The 17,489-nt window shown below is 69.3% G+C and carries 16 protein-coding genes; 8 read left to right on the top strand and 8 right to left on the bottom strand.

The annotated features are described in order from the left end of the window. Positions 1-33 precede the first annotated feature (33 nt). On the bottom strand, positions 34-1,029 hold the full coding sequence (locus AC6CHX_RS04175; RefSeq protein ID WP_498271733.1) for an asparaginase: 996 nt from the start codon (positions 1,027-1,029) through the stop codon (positions 34-36). A gap of 67 nt (positions 1,030-1,096) precedes the next feature. Here AC6CHX_RS04175 and AC6CHX_RS04170 point away from each other — a divergent pair, with 67 nt between their 5' ends. Further along, positions 1,097-1,591: an OsmC family protein gene (locus AC6CHX_RS04170; protein WP_498271732.1), complete on the top strand. Its 495-nt coding sequence runs from the start codon at positions 1,097-1,099 to the stop codon at positions 1,589-1,591. An 18-nt stretch (positions 1,592-1,609) separates the two neighbouring features. Here AC6CHX_RS04170 and AC6CHX_RS04165 read toward each other — a convergent pair whose 3' ends face one another. Further along, the gene (locus tag AC6CHX_RS04165; protein WP_376105040.1) at positions 1,610-2,410 is read right to left on the bottom strand and encodes a lysophospholipid acyltransferase family protein; all 801 of its coding nucleotides are present in this window, start codon (positions 2,408-2,410) and stop codon (positions 1,610-1,612) included. 123 nt (positions 2,411-2,533) lie between these two features. Between AC6CHX_RS04165 and AC6CHX_RS04160 the strand changes: the two genes are divergently transcribed. Both AC6CHX_RS04160 and dxr read left to right on the top strand, forming a co-directional pair. Then, positions 2,534-3,490 carry an FKBP-type peptidyl-prolyl cis-trans isomerase gene (locus tag AC6CHX_RS04160; protein ID WP_136041190.1) on the top strand — a complete coding sequence of 319 codons (957 nt, stop codon included), beginning with the start codon at positions 2,534-2,536 and terminating at the stop codon, positions 3,488-3,490. Between the two features lie 37 nt (positions 3,491-3,527). Next, on the top strand, positions 3,528-4,610 hold the full coding sequence (gene dxr / locus AC6CHX_RS04155) for a 1-deoxy-D-xylulose-5-phosphate reductoisomerase (protein ID WP_498271731.1): 1,083 nt from the start codon (positions 3,528-3,530) through the stop codon (positions 4,608-4,610). A gap of 40 nt (positions 4,611-4,650) precedes the next feature. On the opposite strand, the gene AC6CHX_RS04150 is transcribed toward dxr, so the two are convergent. The 3 genes from AC6CHX_RS04150 to AC6CHX_RS04140 all read right to left on the bottom strand — a co-directional run bounded on the left by AC6CHX_RS04150 (position 4,651) and on the right by AC6CHX_RS04140 (position 7,742). Continuing rightward, positions 4,651-6,273: a Mur ligase family protein gene (locus tag AC6CHX_RS04150; protein ID WP_498271730.1), complete on the bottom strand. Its 1,623-nt coding sequence runs from the start codon at positions 6,271-6,273 to the stop codon at positions 4,651-4,653. Between the two features lie 95 nt (positions 6,274-6,368). Beyond that, positions 6,369-7,049, bottom strand: coding sequence for a YcnI family copper-binding membrane protein (locus AC6CHX_RS04145; protein WP_498271729.1), 681 nt, complete (start codon positions 7,047-7,049; stop codon positions 6,369-6,371). 108 nt (positions 7,050-7,157) lie between these two features. Continuing rightward, positions 7,158-7,742 carry a hypothetical protein gene (locus AC6CHX_RS04140; protein WP_498271728.1) on the bottom strand — a complete coding sequence of 195 codons (585 nt, stop codon included), beginning with the start codon at positions 7,740-7,742 and terminating at the stop codon, positions 7,158-7,160. A 65-nt stretch (positions 7,743-7,807) separates the two neighbouring features. On the opposite strand from AC6CHX_RS04140, the gene AC6CHX_RS04135 reads away from it, so the two are divergent. After that, the gene (locus AC6CHX_RS04135; protein WP_498271727.1) at positions 7,808-9,121 is read left to right on the top strand and encodes a M50 family metallopeptidase; all 1,314 of its coding nucleotides are present in this window, start codon (positions 7,808-7,810) and stop codon (positions 9,119-9,121) included. Positions 9,122-9,155: 34 nt separating this feature from the next. Here the strand turns inward: AC6CHX_RS04135 and AC6CHX_RS04130 are convergent, their stop codons facing one another. Both AC6CHX_RS04130 and AC6CHX_RS04125 read right to left on the bottom strand, forming a co-directional pair. Continuing rightward, entirely contained in the window at positions 9,156-11,039 is a 1,884-nt protein-coding gene (locus tag AC6CHX_RS04130) for an anthranilate synthase family protein (protein ID WP_498271726.1), read from the bottom strand. Between the two features lie 171 nt (positions 11,040-11,210). Then, on the bottom strand, positions 11,211-11,837 hold the full coding sequence (locus AC6CHX_RS04125) for a pyroglutamyl-peptidase I (RefSeq protein ID WP_498271725.1): 627 nt from the start codon (positions 11,835-11,837) through the stop codon (positions 11,211-11,213). Between the two features lie 81 nt (positions 11,838-11,918). On the opposite strand from AC6CHX_RS04125, the gene ispG reads away from it, so the two are divergent. Continuing rightward, positions 11,919-13,049, top strand: coding sequence for a flavodoxin-dependent (E)-4-hydroxy-3-methylbut-2-enyl-diphosphate synthase (gene ispG, locus AC6CHX_RS04120; protein WP_136041210.1), 1,131 nt, complete (start codon positions 11,919-11,921; stop codon positions 13,047-13,049). Between the two features lie 99 nt (positions 13,050-13,148). Beyond that, complete coding sequence (locus AC6CHX_RS04115; RefSeq protein WP_498271724.1) at positions 13,149-14,018, top strand: alanyl-tRNA editing protein; 870 nt, start codon at positions 13,149-13,151, stop codon at positions 14,016-14,018. 74 nt (positions 14,019-14,092) lie between these two features. Here AC6CHX_RS04115 and AC6CHX_RS04110 read toward each other — a convergent pair whose 3' ends face one another. Continuing rightward, positions 14,093-15,508, bottom strand: a complete 1,416-nt coding sequence (locus AC6CHX_RS04110) for an RNB domain-containing ribonuclease (protein ID WP_498272026.1) — start codon at positions 15,506-15,508, stop codon at positions 14,093-14,095. 104 nt (positions 15,509-15,612) lie between these two features. Here AC6CHX_RS04110 and AC6CHX_RS04105 point away from each other — a divergent pair, with 104 nt between their 5' ends. Both AC6CHX_RS04105 and AC6CHX_RS04100 read left to right on the top strand, forming a co-directional pair. Beyond that, positions 15,613-16,668: a zinc-dependent alcohol dehydrogenase family protein gene (locus AC6CHX_RS04105; protein ID WP_498271723.1), complete on the top strand. Its 1,056-nt coding sequence runs from the start codon at positions 15,613-15,615 to the stop codon at positions 16,666-16,668. 48 nt (positions 16,669-16,716) lie between these two features. Then, a complete protein-coding gene (locus AC6CHX_RS04100; RefSeq protein ID WP_136041200.1) occupies positions 16,717-17,487 on the top strand; it encodes an isocitrate lyase/PEP mutase family protein in 771 nt (256 codons plus the stop codon). Positions 17,488-17,489 lie beyond the last annotated feature (2 nt).

The following is a 17,489-nucleotide window of genomic DNA, read 5'->3' as shown; positions in this document are numbered from 1 at the left end:
GAGATCGGCGCAGCGGGGGAAAGAGCGTGTGCGTCAGATTCCGGCGCCGGGCCGGATCGCTCCGACGATCGAGCCGCCTCCCGAGATCGTGAGGGGGAGTGCGTCCGCCAGCGTCGCGACCTCCGCGCTGCTCAGACCGCCTGCGCGCTCGAGGAGCGCCGCCGCTACGATCGTCGAAGCACGCGTCGCACCGTCCAGCATCTTCAATGCGACCGTCGTGCCGTTCGGAGCGACCATCACCATGACGCCCTCGGCGCCGTGCTTGGTGAAGACCCCGAGCCTCTCGATCGCGATCGTGTCGGGCCGGCCGGGGCCCTCGATCGTCCAGGGGCTTTCCCGCACTGCCCGCACCAGCGAACCGGCGACGCGATGAAGGGCGAAAGGCGAGCGGTCGGATGCCGTGCCGATGCGGTGGATGCCCCGCGCCAGGGCGGTGAGGGTCATGGCGTGGACCGGCGCTCCGCACCCGTCGATCGCGGTGTGTGCGACCTTCTCGCCCGTGAGGCGCTCGACGACATCGCGGATGTGCACCTGCAGCGGATGCGACGGGTCGAGGTAGCCGTCGGTCGGCCAACCGGTCGCCACGCACGCGCGCAGCATCGCGGCATGCTTTCCGGAGCAGTTCATGCGCACTCGCGCCGGCTCGCCGTGCTCGCGGACGAGTTCATCGCGCGTGGCCGAGTCACTCGGCCACGACGCCGGGCACGCCAGGTCGTCCTCGGTCAGCCCACCTTCGGTGAGGATGTCGCGAACCACGGATGCGTGCCGGTCGGTACCGATATGGCTTGCCGTGGAGATCGCGAGCTGTTCGCCTTCGAGCACCGCACCCGCGGTGATGCAAGCCACTGCCTGCAGGGGCTTGAGGCTCGAGCGGGGCAGGATCAGCGCGTCGGTGTTGCCGTGGCGGGCGACGATGTCGCCGTCGGATGAGAGTACGATCGCTGCGCCGGCGTGACGGGATTCGACGAATCCGCTCCGTTCGACGACGGCGAGTTCCACGGAATCCTGAACGGTGAGAGTCTCCAGCACCCGTCAACTCTAGCGCCGGGCAGGCGATCGCTCACCTCGGGTCGGCGGCCCCTGGCAGACTGAGGACATGGCAGAGTCGACCCCCCGCATCCTCGGCGAACATCACTACGCGCTCACCTCGGTCTGGACCGGGAACACCGGCACGGGCACCTCGGGCTACCGGGACTACCGCCGCGAGGTGACCATCGAAGTCGACGGCAAGCCGGAGCTGCTCGCCTCGGCCGACAAGCCCTTCCGCGGCGATCCCTCGCGTTGGAATCCGGAAGACCTCCTGCTCGCGTCGCTCTCCGAGTGCCATCTGCTCTCGTACCTGCATGCCTGTGTGACAGCCGGTGTGGTCGTCGTCTCCTACCGCGACGAGGCGAGCGGGATGATGCGCGAAGACGGCAAGGGTGGCGGGTCGTTCGTCGAGGTGATGCTGCGCCCCGAGGTCGTCGTCGCGGACGCGTCGATGATCGAGGCGGCCGAGCGCGCCCACGCGCAGGCGAACGAATGGTGCTTCATCGCGAACTCGATGAACTTCCCTGTGCGCCACGAGGCGACGGTCAGCGCTGTCGACTGACTCGGAGCGCCGCAGGCGTCAGCGACGCTCGTGCGGCAGAGCCTGCTTGATCTTCTCGATCGTGCCCTGCGCGGGAGCCTCGTTGTAAGCTCCTGCGAGTTCCTGACCGGAGAGGCCGTGGATCGCGGCCATGATCTCGTCGGTCGCGAGGCGACGCGCGCGCCCGCTGGTCGCCGGTCCGTGCGGTGACAGATCCAGCGGTTCGCCGAACCGGACCGTGATGCGCTCCTTGAGCGTCGGCATCTTCGCGCCGACGGGCATCACCTTGTCCGTCCCGATCAGCCCGACCGGCACGACGGGGGCGCCGGTCTGGAGCGCGAGGAACGCGACCCCGGTACGCCCCTTGTACAGGCGACCGTCAGTGGATCGTGTGCCCTCGGGGTAGAGCGCGACGGCGAGTCCCTCGTCGAGGAGCTGCCGCTGCAGGTCGAGAGCATCCAGGGCCGCTTGGCCCGCTCCCCGGCGAACGGGGATGGCGCCGATCGACTCGAAGAAGGTCTTGCTCATCCAGCCCTGGAAACCGGTGCCCTCGAAATACGTGGACTTCGCGAGGAAGTGCACGGGTCGAGGAGCGGCGACGGGGATCGCGATCGAGTCGATGAAGGACAGATGGTTGCTGGCGAAGATGACGGGCCCGGTCAGCGGAACGTTCTCGCGACCCTCGATCTTCGGCCGGTACACGAGCCGGGCGAGCGGGGTGATGAGGCTGCGTCCGAGCGTGTAGGCGAACCCGGCGTGACGGGGCTTGGCAGTCTCATCTGACGACGAGGATTCCTCTTCTGACGAGGATTCGGGCTCGACGGACTGCTCAGAGGTCATCAGAGCAGGTTACTCCCGGATCCATGCCTGCGTGGGAATGAAGGGTTGCGTCGCGCCTCCCAGCGGGGGCAAAGGGGTATGCGGCAGGATGGAGGTTCCCACCCGCGATCCCGAGGTCTCACTGTGCGCAAGCGTCCGCTCATCGTTCTGTCCACCGTCGCCGCGGCGACCCTGCTGCTGGCGGGCTGCTCCGGCAGCTCCGCGCCGTCGAGCTCCGGCACGCCGAGCCCGACCGCTTCGAGTGAGTGCTTGCTGGACGCGAAGCCGGGTGAGACGTCCGACGCGGTCGTCGTCGAAGGAGAAGGCGTCGACGCGAAGGTCACCGTGCCTGCGGATGCGCCGTTCGCCGACGTCGAGCGAACGATCATCTCCGAAGGCGATGGTGACGAGGTCGTTGCGAACGATCTCGTGGGCGTGAAGTTCCAGATCGTCGACGCGGCGACGGGTGAGGTCGTGGACTCTTCGGCTCGCAGCGAGGGAGGAGAAGCCTCCGTCCTGCTCGACCAGAACAGTGCGTCGCTGTTCATCGCCGCCCTCGAGTGCCAGCCTCTCGGCACGCAGGTGGTCCTCGCGCTTCCCGGAAAGGTCTTCGGCGAGGGTGGTACCGCCAAGGTCGTGTACGCCGAGGCTGTCGAGCAGCTCCCTGAGGTGGCGACCGGCAAGGACGTCGACCCGACCCCGGGCATGCCGACCGTCAAGCTCGATGACAACGGCAAGCCCTCCGTCAAGATCCCGGATGGGGATGCACCGACCGAGACGAAGGTCGCCGTCCTCAAGCAGGGCGATGGGGCCACAGTCGGCGCCGGTGACCTCGTGGTCGTCCAGTACCTCGGCGTCAAGTGGTCCGACGGCGAGGAGTTCGACTCCAGCTGGAGCCGCGACGCCGCGCCCTCCCAGTTCCAGACGACGGGTGTGGTCGCCGGTTTCCAGAAGGCGCTCGAAGGACAGAAGGTCGGCTCTCAGGTCGTCGTCGTCATGCCGCCGTCGGACGGCTACGGCGCCAGCGAGGGACACGAGCTCCAGAAGGAGAGCCTCGTCTTCGTCGTCGACATCCTCGCCACCACGCCCGTCCAGCAGTAGCCGCAGCGGAGTCGAGGACGTGTCCTAGGCTGGCGTCATGCGTCGCATCATCGTCCTCGGCTCCACCGGCTCCATCGGCACCCAGGCGCTGGATGTGATCCGTGCCAATCCTCGTCGATTCGAGCTGGTCGGCCTCGCCGCCGGTTCCAACTCCGAGATGCTGGGGGAGCAGGCTGCGCAGTTCCAGGTCGAGGACACGGCTCTCGGTGCGGACGAGGCCGAGCAGCTCGTCCGAGACGTCGACGCCGATGTCGTGCTCAACGCGATCACGGGTTCGATCGGGCTCGGCTCGACGCTCGCGGCGCTGAAGGCAGGACGCACGCTCGCCCTGGCGAACAAGGAGTCGCTGATCGTCGGCGGAGACCTGGTGCTCGCCGCCGCCGCGCCCGGACAGATCATCCCGGTGGACTCCGAGCATTCGGCGCTGGCGCAGGCCCTGCTCGCCGGCACTCACGCCGAGGTGCGCCGGCTCGTCGTGACGGCATCCGGCGGCCCGTTCCGAGGCCGTACCCGCGCAGAACTGAACGATGTGACCCCCGCCGAGGCCCTCGCGCACCCGACGTGGGACATGGGGCGCATGGTCACCACGAACTCGGCCACGCTCGTGAACAAGGGCCTCGAGGTGATCGAGGCGCACCTGCTGTTCGACGTGGCCTACGACGACATCGAGGTCGTCGTGCATCCGCAGTCCATCGTGCATTCGATGGTCGAGTTCATCGACGGGTCCACCATCGCCCAGGCGTCACCGCCCGACATGCGACTTCCGATCTCACTCGGACTGGACTGGCCGCACCGCGTCGGGGGCGTCGGACGACCGCTCGACTGGACCACGGCATCGTCATGGACCTTCGAACCGCTCGACGGCGAGGCCTTTCCATCGGTCGCGCTGGCGAAGGCCGTCGGTCGGGCCGGTGGCACCTTCCCCGCCGTCTACAACGCGGCGAACGAGCAGGCCGTCGATGCCTTCCACGAGGGCCGGCTGTCGTTCCTCGGCATCGTCGACACGATCGCGCGTGTCGTCGATGCTCATGACGCACCCGATGCGCTGACCGTCGAGACGCTCGCCGCGGCCGAAGCCTGGGCGCGCACGACCGCAGATCGGATGATCGCGGGGAGCTGAGCGGAACCCGGAGCAGCGTCTGCCGCCCCGGCTGACCGGATCAGTCCTCGTCGGGGTACGGGACGGGCCAGCGGGGGTCGGGAACCGGCCAGCCTGCGGCGCGGAGAGCCCTGCGGGCCAGCTCGCGCGCCGAGTAGGGCGTACGCACCCCGCGGATGTCGCGGTAGTCCTGGTGGCCGGGTCCCGCCCAGAGGATCGCGTCGCCGTCGCCCACGAGTCCGACCGCGGTGACGATCGCGTTCTCGGGCGGAGAGGCCTCGTGGATCTCGGCATCCGGTCTCGCCGTGCGCGCGCCTTCGATGAGGGTCGCGCGAATGGAGGCCGGATCTTCGAAGCGGGGGTGATGGTCGGTGACGACGAGGATGTCGCTTCCCTCGACGGCAGTGCGCGCCATGTCGAACCGCTTGCTCGCGTCACGGTCGCCGTCGGCGCCGAAGAGCATCAGCACCCTGCCCGGCGTCACGCGGCGCACCGCGGCGAGCGTCTTCTCGAACGCGTCGGGGGAGTGGCCGAAGTCGACGAACACCGCGGGGCCGCGTTCACCGGACACGAGCTGCGTGCGACCGGGAAGGTAGGCGCGGATGCCCTCATCGCGGGCAAGAGCATCGACGATGCGCTGCCAGTCGTAGCCGCCCTCGAGCAGCATCACGATCGCGAGCGCGGCGTTCGCTGCCATGTGCGGACCGATCACCGGGACGGTGGTCGTGAGGGAGCCGGCGGGGCCGGTCATCGTGAAGGTCGTGCCTGCCGCACGTTCGTCGTCGATGACGACGACCCAGTCCGCGGCGCCCGCGGCCTCCGAGTCTGCGGCGATCGAGGGCGTCCCCACCGTGACGACGGGGATCTCGGCGCGCTCGACCACGACCGCGCCGGACGGCGAGTCGAGGCAGATGACGCCGCGCTTGGCGCGGTCCGGCCGGAAGAGCGGGAGCTTCGCCTCGAAGTACTCCTCCATGTCGGCGTAGTCGTCGAGGTGGTCGTGGCTGAGGTTGGTGAAGCCGGCGACGTCGAATCGGATGCCGTCGACACGGTGACGCGAGAGAGCCTGTGCGCTGACCTCGACGGCGACGGCTTCGACCTCGCGCTCCCGCATCAGCGCCAGCAGCGCGTGCATCTCGGAAGCCTCGGGCGTCGTCAGCCGCGAGACGATGACCTCGCCGGCGATGTGACGTTCAGCGGTCGAGGAGAGCCCGGTGACGACGCTGATCTGGTCGAGGATGCCCTCGAGCAGGTGCGAGACGCTGGTCTTCCCGTTCGTCCCCGTCGTCGCGAAGAGCAGCGGAAGCGGGTCATCCGCGCCGGTGCCGTACACCCAGGCGCTCAGGTCGCCGAGCACCGCGCGCGGATCGTCGACCACGAGGATCGGCAGTCCTGCCGCCTCGGCGATCGCGGCGCCGGGCTCGTCGGTGATGACGGCGACGGCGCCCTTCTCGGCAGCGGCGACGGCGAAGTCCGCCCCGTGCCGATTGACGCCCTGGATCGCGACGAACGCCTCACCCGGGCGGAGATCCGCCGTGGCGAGTGTGATGCCGGAGAGGGCGACCCCGTCGGTGTCACCGCGCACACTGCGGGCGAAACGGGAAGCGAGTTCGGACAGCTCACGCCGGGGCGGGTTCGCGGGGCGGAGCACGGGAGGCAGGCTCGGTTGTTGTTCAATCGACATGTCGGATCCATGATCTCATGGCGGCACGGTGAACACCTCTGCGGCACGACTCCTCGTGCGCCGCGGGGCAGCGCACGAGGAGTCGTGGCCCGACGTCAGGCGCGGCGACGGTGGGCGAGGATCGCGACGATCAGCGCCGCGACGCCGGCGACCAGTCCGCCGGCTCCGAGCGCGATCCCCAGCGGATCGGTCGAGGTCGCCGTCGCCGAGGTCTCCTCGGAGGAGTCGGCGGCGTCGTGATCACCGTGGCCCGCGGCCGCGGCGTCGGTGACGGAGACCACCGGCGCCGGCGCGTCCAGGCTGTGCGGGTCCTCACCGTTCTCGGCGAGCTGCGTCCACTCGGTCTTGCCGTCGACGCACTCCTGCACGACGGGGAACGCCAGCGTGTCGGGCGTGCTCTCGTCGAGGCCGACCGACATGCTCACCGCTCCGCGGAGATCGTTCGGCACGGGGGTGAGTGCCGTATAGGTCACGGCGCTCACGAGACCGTCATCGCCGCGCTCGACCGCGATGCTCCAGTCGCCGTCCATCGTCGGCGCCACGGATGCGAGACCCTCCGGCATGGTGATGTGGAGCGCCGTGGTGGGGGAGTTCTCGCATCCGTGCGAGAACGAGAAGGTGAGCACGCCATGGTCGCCGGCGGCGAGTTCGTCGGGGCTGACCCCGACGTGCGCGCCTGCCATGGTCGGGACGGCCAGGGCGAGGACGACGCCGCCGAGGACGCCGGCGGTGGCGAGAGCGGGGCGGCGGGTGCGGGTACGGGTGGTACGGGACATGAAGGATCTCCTGATGCTCGAACTGCGGGCGCGCGAAAGACGGCGTTTCCGCGAAGGGATTGTGCCGCGAAGAAGGCGGCGGATTCCGGTGCGACGGATCCGTCTGGATCAGTCGCGGATGAGCGCAGGAGGCCCGCGTCGAGGCACAGCGGCCAGGACGGCCGCATCGAACGACGGCAGGAGAGTCGAACGCAGACGCGGCGGCCGCGGGTGCTCTGCCGGGGCGACGGCAGCGGCACGCTGCAACATCGCCTCGACCCATCGCACGACGCTTCTCGCGAGCTCCTCGCCGTGCCAGACCAACAGAGTGGTCAACGCGGCGGCGGCGACGTGCGCGAACAGCATCATCGTGGTGAGGGAGGTCTCGGCGGGCACCGGTCCGAGAAGATCGAGCTCCAGGTGGTGAGCATGACCGACGGTGCCGACGGTGCCGGCCCCGGTCGGCGATCCCAGTGCCTGGAACAGCAGGTGGAACGCGCCCTGCGCGACGAAGACGGCGGCCGCGACGCGACCGCGGGACTGCCCCGTGCCCACGAGCAGTGCCGAGAGCGGTGTGAGCAGGGTCGCGACCGCGAGGATCAGCAGCGGATGCGGGGCGGCGCCGCCTCCGAACGTGTGCGAGAGCGCCGCGAGCAGCGTCGCGACGGAGGAGACGGCGGCGGCGCGGAGGAGTCGCAGCTGCCGGGCATTCACGGCTTCAGCCTAGCCTCGCCCGCGTCGTCGGGCGGATTCCTAGCTGGGGGCAGTACCGTTGGCACGTGGAATTCCTGCTCTATCTGGGCGGCATCCTCTTCATGCTGATCGGCCTCGGTCTCTCGATCGGTCTGCACGAGGTCGGCCATCTCGTCCCCGCGAAGCTCTTCGGCGTGCGCGTCGGCCAGTACATGATCGGCTTCGGGCCGCGGCTGTGGTCGAAGCGGATCGGCGAGACGGAGTACGGATTCAAGATGCTGCCGCTGGGCGGCTTCATCTCGATGTCCGGCATGTACCCGCCATCGAAGAGCACCGGCCCCGCCTCCGGGATGTTCCGATCGCTCATCCAGGACGCCCGGTCCGCGAACGACGAGACCATCGCCGAAGGTGCGGAGGACCGTGTCTTCTACCGCCTGCCGGTGTGGAAGCGCGTGATCGTGATGCTCGGTGGGCCGGTGATGAACCTGATCCTGGCGACCGTGATCTTCACCGTGCTCGTGTCCGGCATCGGCGTGCAGCAGGGGACCACGACCATCGCGTCGGTGACCGAGTGCGTGGTGCCGGCCGGCTCGACCCAGACCGAGTGCACGCCGGAAGATCCGGAGTCGCCGGCGGCCGAGGCCGGCATCGAGCCGGGCGACGTGATCGTGTCGGTCGACGGCCAGCCCGTATCGAACTTCGCCGAGGCGACGGCGATCGTCCAGGCGGCTCCCGGCGAGACGCTCGACATGGTGGTGCTCCGCGACGGCGTCGAGGAGACCCTGAGCATCACGCCGATCGCTGCGGAGCGCACGATCACGGATGCGGCCGGCCAGCCAGTCCTCGACGACTCCGGCGAACCCGTGGTCAAGGAGGTCGGCTACGTCGGCATGGGTTCGCAGATGGGCTATGTGCAGCAGCCCCTGAGCGCAGGACCGCAGATGGCCGCGGAGAACGTCGCCAGAGTCGCCTCGCTGATCGTCACGCTGCCCGTGCGGCTCTGGGACATCGGTGTCTCCCTGGTCACGGGTGGCGAGCGCGACCCGAACGGACCGCTGAGCGTGGTCGGCGTCGGCCGGCTCGCCGGCGAGGTCGCGGCGACGGATGCGCCCATCCTCAACCGGTTCGCGATCCTGCTCGGGCTGCTGGGATCGCTGAACATCGCCCTCTTCGTGTTCAACCTCATCCCGCTGCTGCCGCTCGACGGCGGTCACATCGTCGTCGCCCTGTGGGACGGCATCAAGCGAGCCTGGGCGAAGCTGTTCCGCCGACCGCCGCCGGCACCGGTCGATGCCACGAAACTCGTGCCGCTGACAGTCGTGGTCGCGGTGCTGCTGATCGCGATGGGCGCGCTGCTCCTGATCGCCGATCTTTTCAACCCGGTGAATCTTCTCGGCTGACCCTGTCCGGGTCAGCCTGTGCCGTCGAGCGCGCTCAGGCGAGAGCGTGTGACACGAGGCGCTCGAGCGTCCGGATGCCGTCGCGCGACAGGATGGACTCGAGATGCCCCTGCACAGACGCGAAGCGCGCGCCGCGAAGGGCATACACGTCGCCCGAGGACATGTCCGCCGAGATCTCGACTGCTCCGACCGTCGTCGTCCCGGGGTCGACCCGTGCGGTGAACGTGTTGTAGAAGCCGATCGAGGCGTCTTCCCCGAACACCGGGACGGACTTCTGCAGGCCCTGGTGCGGGGCGTCGAGTGGAGTCAGCGCGATCCCGAGTCGATCGGCGAGGATCTGGTGGCTGAGGCACACGGCGAGCAGCGGTGAGCCCGCTTCGAGGCGACGGCCGACCACCTCGCGCATCCGCGCGATCCGGCCGTTCTCCTCGTCCCGGGGGTCCCCGGGGCCGGGACCCGCGACGACGAGGTCGGCGGCATCGAGGTCCGCATCCTGCACGTCGCTCCAGCCGGCGATCGTGACGGCCAGGCCGAGGTGACGGAGCTGATGGGCGAGCATGGTCGTGAACCGATCCTCCGCATCCACCACCAGAGCGGTGCGTCCGACGAACGGGCCGGTGAACTCCTCGCCCTGCGGGTTCAGCCAGAACTCGGCGAGCCGGGCATTGCGCGACGAGAGCAGGGCAGCGACCTGAGGATCGTCACCGAGGGCGCGCTCCTCTGCCGGGGCGTCGGCATCGCTGCGTGCCTCGGCTACCCGGTCGCGCTCGATGGCACCGATCGCGCCCAGCACGCCGGCCGCCTTTCCGTGGGTCTCGGACACCTCGCCCTGCGGATCGGAGTGCCGCACCAGAGTGGCACCGACAGGCACACTGAGCTGCCCGTCCTGCAGATACACGGTGCGGATCAGGATCGGCGCATCGAGGTCGTGGCCGCCATCGGCGTTCGGGGTGAACAGTGCCGCAACTCCCGAGTAGTATCCGCGCGCCTTTCGTTCGTGGCGTCGGATCACGGCGCAGGCGTTCTGCATCGGGGATCCGGTCACGGTCGGAGCGAACATCGTCTCGCGCAGGATGTCGCGCGGGTCGAGGGCGCTGCGTCCGCGCAGCATGTACTCGGTGTGCGTGAGCCGCGACATCTCCTTCAGGTGCGGACCGGTGATCCGCCCTCCGTCGGAGCAGACGGCACTCATCATCTTGAGCTCTTCGTCCACGACCATGAACAGTTCCTCGGTCTCCTTGGTGGAGGCGAGGAAGTCGATCAGCGTCTCTTTGGTGGCGCCGCCGGCCGGGTGACGGAACGTCCCGGAGATCGGGTTCATCGTGACGATCCCCTCGCGGGCGACGACATGCGCCTCGGGGCTCGCGCCGACCGCGATGTGGCCGGGGGTGAAGACCGCGAACGTCCAGTAGGCGCCGCGCTCGTGCGTGAGCAGGGCACGGAACCAGGTCAGCGCGGCCGTCCGGTCGTCCACCTCGATGTTCGCGGTGAAGTCGCGCCGGATGACGAAGTTCGCGCCCTCGCCTCGACCGATCTCCTCCGCGATGACCTTCTCGACGATCGCCGCATACTCCGCATCCGCGATGTCGAATCCGTCGTCGTGCAGTGGCACCGGATCCGCCGGGAGCGCGGCGAGGAGCTCTGTGGTCGGCAGGTGGAGGTGTTCGTCGACGACCACGCATCGCAGCGGAGCGCCATCGTCCTGGGCGACGAATCCACGTTCGCGCACCTGACGATAGGGGACCAGCGCGAAGATCTCGCGCGGGGTGCCGTCGATGGCGAGCGGGATGTCGGCGAGCAGCTCGACATCCACCACGTCGCCGCTGAGCAGCTCGACGGTGTCTGCGCCGTCGCGGGCGATCAGCACGAAGGATGCCGCCGGGTCGGCGTTGAGCTCGGCGAGTCGTGAGAGGGTCATCGATGTCTCCTGTGCAAGGCTCCGGCTCGGCGCAACGAAAAAACCGCCCGGGAGGCGGTCTGGATTCGTGGGAACGCGAACACACCGCCTAGAAGGCGGGCCACCAGGTGAAGTTCGCGAGCATGGGGCCGAAACTACCACATCGCCGGTGGCGGGTTCCGCGCGGTGACGTCACCAGATGCTTCCGCCGGGCTCCTCGACCTCGGCGTCGAGGGCGTGGTCGACGACGAGGCGCACCGCACGTGCCAACTCGTCGTCGGGGAGGTGCGGGGCGTCCGCCGGGGCGGCGCTGGTCGACCACGGGAGGTGCACGAATCCTGCGACGGTGTTCGCCGAGACAGCCCCCAGCGCGGTGTAGAGGACGTGGTTGCACACGTAGGAACCCGCGGAAAGCGAGAGCTGCGCCGGCAGACCGTGTGAGGAGAGGATCTGGACCAGGCGCTTGACGGGAAGCGTCGCGAAGCGGGCGGCGGGACCATCGGGTTCGCAGGGTGCATCGAGGGGCTGCGCGCCGTCGTTGTCGGGAATGCGCGCGTCCTTCAGGTTCACACCGATGCGCTCCACCGCGATCTGTCGACTCCCGCCGGCGAGCCCGGTGGCGATGACGGCGTCGGGGGAGTGCTGCGCGATCAGGGCCCGGAGGCGGCGTGCGGATGAAGCGAACGCGACGGGCAGCGTCGCGGCGATGAGCTCGTGCGGACCGTCGTAGTCGGCTGCGACGGCGTCCACGGCGTCGGCCGATGGGTTGCGGGCCGCGCCGCCGAAGGACTCGAATCCGGTGAGGAGAAGGACCGCCATGAACTCAGCGTACGGGCCGACTTCCAGCCCTCATGCATCCGGGCGGCGTAGGCTTGGGGCGTGCCAGCAGTGAACCTCGGAATGCCGAAGATCCCCGAAGTCCTCGCCCCGCGTCGCAAGTCCCGCCAGATCAAGGTGGGCAAGGTGCTCGTGGGCGGCGATGCTCCCGTCAGCGTGCAGTCGATGACGACCACCAAGACGACAGACATCAACGGGACGCTGCAGCAGATCGCCGAGCTCACGGCGTCCGGCTGCGAGATCGTGCGTGTCGCGGTTCCTCACCAGGACGATGCCGACGCGCTGAAGATCATCGCGATGAAGAGTCAGATCCCGGTGATCGCCGACATCCACTTCCAGCCGCGCTACATCTACACCGCGATCGACGCCGGGTGCGGCGCGGTTCGCGTCAACCCGGGGAACATCCGCGAGTTCGATGGGAACGTCGGGAAGATCGCCGAGGCCGCGAAGGCCGCTGGCGTCTCGCTCCGCATCGGTGTGAACGCCGGGTCGCTGGATCGTCGCATCCTCGCGAAGCACGGCAAGGCGACTGCAGAAGCGCTCGTGGAGAGCGCCGTCTGGGAAGCGTCGTTGTTCGAGGAGCACGACTTCCACGACTTCAAGATCTCGGTCAAGCACAACGATCCGATCGTCATGGTGAAGGCCTACCGTCAGCTCGCAGAGCGCGGCGACTGGCCCCTGCACCTCGGCGTGACCGAGGCGGGGCCCGCCTTCCAGGGCACCATCAAGAGCGCGACGGCCTTCGGCATCCTGCTCGGCGAAGGCATCGGCGACACCATCCGCGTGTCCCTCTCGGCTCCTCCCGCCGAGGAGGTCAAGGTCGGGCACCAGATCCTGCAGTCGCTCAACCTGCGCGAGCGCAAGCTCGAGATCGTGTCGTGCCCGTCGTGCGGTCGCGCCCAGGTCGACGTGTACACGCTCGCGGAAGACGTCACGGAGGGGCTCAAGGACATGACCGTGCCGCTGCGCGTCGCTGTCATGGGATGCGTCGTCAACGGTCCCGGCGAGGCGCGCGAGGCGGACCTCGGCGTGGCGTCGGGCAACGGCAAGGGACAGATCTTCGTGAAGGGCGAGGTCATCAAGACCGTGCCGGAGGCGGACATCGTCGCGACCCTGATCGAAGAGGCGAACCGGATCGCCGCCGAGATGGGGCCCGAGGCACCGCTCGGTACCGCTCAGGTCGTCACGGTCTGACGGCAGCGGATTCCGCGCCGATCGCACCGTCGCGTGCAGGAGTCCGATCTTTCCCCGCCTCCACGGGCGGACGCACCATCGTCGAATTCGAGGAGAGCCATGTCGACGCCCACCATCGTGTCCTTCGCAGGCGGCACCACCACCGGGGACGGCACGGTCACCCGGGTGGAGAGCGGGCCCGACGGGACGGTCGTGGTCGTCGACGCGACGCCGTTCCACCCGGTCGACCACACCTGGCCCGACCAGCCGGGTGATGCCGGCACGATCGCCGCGGGAGACGAGTCGGTGACGGTCAGCGAGGCGCTGATGGCTGCGGTCTCCGATGAGGGCGAGTTCGCCGTCGGGCGCGACATCCCCGCCAAGCGCGGTGCCGAGGGGTGGACCTGGCTCGTCGCACACCGCATCGACGGCGCGGCTCCCGCGTGGCTGGCCGAAGGTGCTCGCGTACGGCTGACCGTCGACGGCGCGCGGCGCGAAGGACTCAGCCGGGGCCACACCGCCTGCCACCTCGCCTCGCTCGCTCTGGACCTCGCCGTCGCGGACCTGTGGCGGAAGGATCCGGGCGAGGATGTGCTCGGGAATCCCGACTTCGAGGGGCGCGCCAATCAGTCCAGCCGTATCCACGAAGGCGGCGCGGTGGATGAGTACCGTCTGGGCAAGAGCCTTCGCCGTGCGGGCTTCGACACCGAGACCTTCGCGGCGACCCTCGCCGACCGGGAGCAGCGGATCAACGCTCAGCTCGCCGAATGGATCGCCGCAGGCGCCACGAGTCGGATCGAGACGGAGGGGCCGACGATCGTGGACCGGCGACGCTGGCACTGTGCGCTCCCTGAAGGCGACGCCGTCATCCTGTGCGGCGGCACCCATGTCGAATCCCTGACCGAGTTCGCGGCCGTCTCCGTGGCACTCGACCTGAGCGACCCGCAGCTCCTCGTGATGACGACGAGCGCAGCCCCGGCAGTGACATAGGCCCCATCATCGAGCCGCCCCCGCGAGCGTGAGCGGTGACGGACCGCGACCTCCTCCGGGGCGGAAACCACTTCTCAGACCGCGAACTCCACCTCGCCCGCGGCGATGTCAGCGCGCACGATGCTCAATCGCACGACACTTCCGGGCTTCGCGCCCGTCGGCAACGGTGCTGTGGCGGTGACGGCGGGGTCCGCGATCTGGACGAGCGCACGCTCGCCGCGCAGCTCGATCACGGTCGCGTCGATGGCCGTCCCCACCAACGGGGTGAGCAGAGCGGCCTCGACGCTGTTGATCGTCGCCGTGTTCAGGCGGGATGCGCGCTGAGCAGACTCCTGCATGAGGGCCGGGAGCTCCGACAGCGACTCCCGCGCCCACTCCGGGACCGCCTCGCCGTTCGACGCCGCGAGGCAGATCGTGAGCACCCAACGGTCGACGAGCCGGCGCAGGGGAGCCGTCGCATGAGCATAGCGGGCGGCGATGGCCGCCTGTACGGCGTTCGACGGCGATTCGCCGTCGAACACCAGATACCCCGCACCGCGGAACAGCGACGCCGCGGCCTCGAGCACCGGAAGCGTCAAGGGGTCCGTGCGGTCGAGGGCACGAAGGTACTCGCCGTACGTGCCTGATACCCAGGGGCGCCCGAGCGCCTCGGTCTGAAGGCGGAACGCCTCGAAGGCGGCATCGTCCGGCTCGGGCATCGTGCGCAGGATTCCGACGCCGGCCCGAAGCATCAGGGATGCCGCGGCCATCCCCGTCATGAGGGAGAGCTGGGCGTTCCACTCCTCGACGGGGAGAGGGCTGCGGCGCTCGATCGCGTAGGCCCCGTCCGCGTCGCGGACGACCTCCTCGTCGGGGAGGTTGAGGCTCGCCCCGCCTCGCAGGCGCTCCTGTTCGAGGCGCAGCGACCCGATCTCCGGAAGCAGTGCCGCGGGGCCGTCTTCGCCGAGATCGAGTGATCGTTGTGTCGTCACGTAGTCGAGTTGCGCGCGCGAGCGGATGAGTGCACGTTCCAGCCGGAACTCCGTGACCACGCCGGCGGCGTCCAGTGAGAAGGTCCACACGAGGGCCGGTCTGTCGACGTCGGCGAGCAGGGAAGCCCGATCTTCGCTCAGTGTGGCCGGATGCAACGGGATCCTGCCGTCCGCGGCGTACAGCGTCTGGCCGCGTCGGCGGGCCTCGGCATCCACCGCTCCTCCCGGTCTCACGAACGCGGGGACGTCGGCGATCGCGTAGCGGACGATGTAGCCCGATCCGTTCCGCTCCAGGTGGAAGGCTTGATCGAGGTCACGCGAGCCCTCGGGGTCGAGCGTCGCGAACGGCACGTGTCGCAGGTCGAGCGCCGGTTCGGACGCTGTGGCGTCCTCGGCCTCGGCGAGCACCGCGGGAGGAAAATCTCCCGGCGTCTCCGCGCTCGCGCGCAGAGCGGCCAGCGCAGCAGCGAGTTCGGTCTGGGCGGCGGAGGGGGCGACGTGTGATCTGCGCTGCGGCATGGCTCCCACCCTAGGTGCGTCGGCAGGGCCCTTCACGCGGAAGGGGGTGGCGCGTAACATGTTACCAAGTTACGATCCCGGGCGTGCCCGGGGAAGGAGGAGTGATGAAGGCGCTCGTTTTCCACGGTCCCGGCCGCAAGAGCTGGGAAGACGTCCCGGATCCGACGATACTGGCTGCGACCGACGCGATCGTCCGCATCGAGAGCACGACGATCTGCGGCACCGATCTCCACATCCTCAAAGGCGACGTTCCCGCTGTGGCTGAAGGCCGCATCCTCGGGCACGAGGGAGTCGGCATCGTCACCGAGGTCGGCGACGCCGTGACCGGCCTCGCGGTCGGGGACCGCGTGATCATCTCGTGCATCAGCGCGTGCGGCAAATGCGAGTTCTGCGTGGCCGGTCTGCAGTCGCACTGCCCCGCGACGGAGGGCGCGTCGGGGATCGGATGGATCCTCGGACACCTGATCGACGGAACCCAGGCGGAGTTCGTGCGCGTTCCTTTCGCGGAGACCTCCCTGCAAAGGCTCCCCGACGCGATCCCGCCCGAGACGGCGGTGCTCCTCAGCGACATCCTCCCCACCGGACACGAGATCGGCGTGCAGTACGGCGGAGTCAAGGCGGGAGACGTCGTCGCGGTCGTCGGTGCCGGACCGGTCGGTCTCGCCGCGATCATGACGGCTCAGCTCTACGGCCCCAGCAAGGTCATCGCCATCGATCTCGACGCCAATCGCGCCGAGCTCGCGCAGCAATTCGGCGCCACCCACTCGGTCGTCTCCTCGGACACCGACTGGCGCGACCAGGTGCTGGCCCTCACTGATGGGCTCGGGGTGGATGTCGCGATCGAGGCGGTGGGCGTCTCGCAGACGTGGGACATGGTGCTGGACATCGTCCGGCCCGGCGGCCACGCGGCGAACGTGGGGGTTCACGGTTCACCGGTGGACTTCCCGCTGGACAGGCTGTGGATTCAGAACCTCACGATCACGACGGGACTCGTCAACACGAATACCGCGCGGATGCTGACGAAGCTCGTCGCGGAGCAGCGCATCGACCCGAGCGGGTTCGTCAGCCATCTGTTCGCTCTCGACGACATCGAGAGTGCGTACGACACGTTCGGCCGTGCGGCGGAGACCAAGGCGCTCAAGGTGGTGCTCAACGCCTGATGCGCCGAACTCGGCCCGGTCGTGCGCATCCCGCGTTAGCGTGTAGTCATGACGACTGCAGCCAAGGCCCAGACCCTTGTCGGACTCTATGACGCTCCGGAGATCCTCCGGGTCGTGAACGTGTGGGATGTCGTGTCCGCGCGGGCGGTCGCCGCCCTCCCGGAGACGAAAGCGCTCGCCACCGCGGGCCACGGCATCGCCGCGTCCTTCGGCTACGAAGATGGTGCGACTCCCCGCGAGGTCATGATCGACATGGTGGGGCGGATCGCCGCCGCCGTCCAGGTTCCCGTCACGGCCGACCTCGACGACGGCTACGGCGACGCGGGGGAGACCACGCGCCTCGCCATCGCGGCCGGAGTCGTGGGCGCGAACGTCGAAGATCGGCTCAAGCCGCTGGGCGAATCCGTCGCCGCGGTCGAGGCGATCGTCAAGGCGGCGGAGGCCGAGGGCGTGCCCTTCGCGCTCAATGCCCGCACCGATGCGTTCGTCCGCGCCGGCGCACGCCCGGTGCCGCAGAGCATCGCCGACGCGATTCAGCGCGGGCGCGCCTACCTCGACGCCGGAGCGACGGCCGTGTTCGTCCCCGGCATCCTCGACATGAACGTCACCCGTCAGCTCGTCGAGGGCATCGGAGAGCGCAAGGTCAGCGTGATCGGCATTCCCGGCGCTCTCGCTGCGTCGGAGTACGAGAAGCTCGGGGTCGCCCGCATCTCCTACGGTCCGCTCCCGCAGCGGGTCGCGCTCACCGCACTCCAGGAGCTTGCGGCTGACCTGTACGCCGGCGGCGTCGTCCCGGCGAACCTCCCTGCCCTCAACTGACG

Source organism: Microbacterium sp. GQ128, from assembly GCF_059758615.1.
Note: the sequence above shows the minus strand (reverse complement) of the source record. Positions and strands in the feature narration are given on the sequence as shown.

Excerpts from the sequence above, each read along its gene's own strand:
- AC6CHX_RS04170 (WP_498271732.1), top strand. The coding sequence starts at position 1,097 with ATGGCAGAGTCGACCCCCCGCATCCTCGGCGAACATCACTACGCGCTC.
- AC6CHX_RS04165 (WP_376105040.1), bottom strand. The coding sequence starts at position 2,410 with ATGACCTCTGAGCAGTCCGTCGAGCCCGAATCCTCGTCAGAAGAGGAA.
- dxr (WP_498271731.1), top strand. The coding sequence starts at position 3,528 with ATGCGTCGCATCATCGTCCTCGGCTCCACCGGCTCCATCGGCACCCAG.
- AC6CHX_RS04150 (WP_498271730.1), bottom strand. The coding sequence starts at position 6,273 with ATGTCGATTGAACAACAACCGAGCCTGCCTCCCGTGCTCCGCCCCGCG.
- AC6CHX_RS04145 (WP_498271729.1), bottom strand. The coding sequence starts at position 7,049 with ATGTCCCGTACCACCCGTACCCGCACCCGCCGCCCCGCTCTCGCCACC.
- AC6CHX_RS04130 (WP_498271726.1), bottom strand. The coding sequence starts at position 11,039 with ATGACCCTCTCACGACTCGCCGAGCTCAACGCCGACCCGGCGGCATCC.
- AC6CHX_RS04125 (WP_498271725.1), bottom strand. The coding sequence starts at position 11,837 with ATGGCGGTCCTTCTCCTCACCGGATTCGAGTCCTTCGGCGGCGCGGCC.
- ispG (WP_136041210.1), top strand. The coding sequence starts at position 11,919 with ATGCCGAAGATCCCCGAAGTCCTCGCCCCGCGTCGCAAGTCCCGCCAG.
- AC6CHX_RS04115 (WP_498271724.1), top strand. The coding sequence starts at position 13,149 with ATGTCGACGCCCACCATCGTGTCCTTCGCAGGCGGCACCACCACCGGG.
- AC6CHX_RS04110 (WP_498272026.1), bottom strand. The coding sequence starts at position 15,508 with ATGCCGCAGCGCAGATCACACGTCGCCCCCTCCGCCGCCCAGACCGAA.
- AC6CHX_RS04105 (WP_498271723.1), top strand. The coding sequence starts at position 15,613 with ATGAAGGCGCTCGTTTTCCACGGTCCCGGCCGCAAGAGCTGGGAAGAC.
- AC6CHX_RS04100 (WP_136041200.1), top strand. The coding sequence starts at position 16,717 with ATGACGACTGCAGCCAAGGCCCAGACCCTTGTCGGACTCTATGACGCT.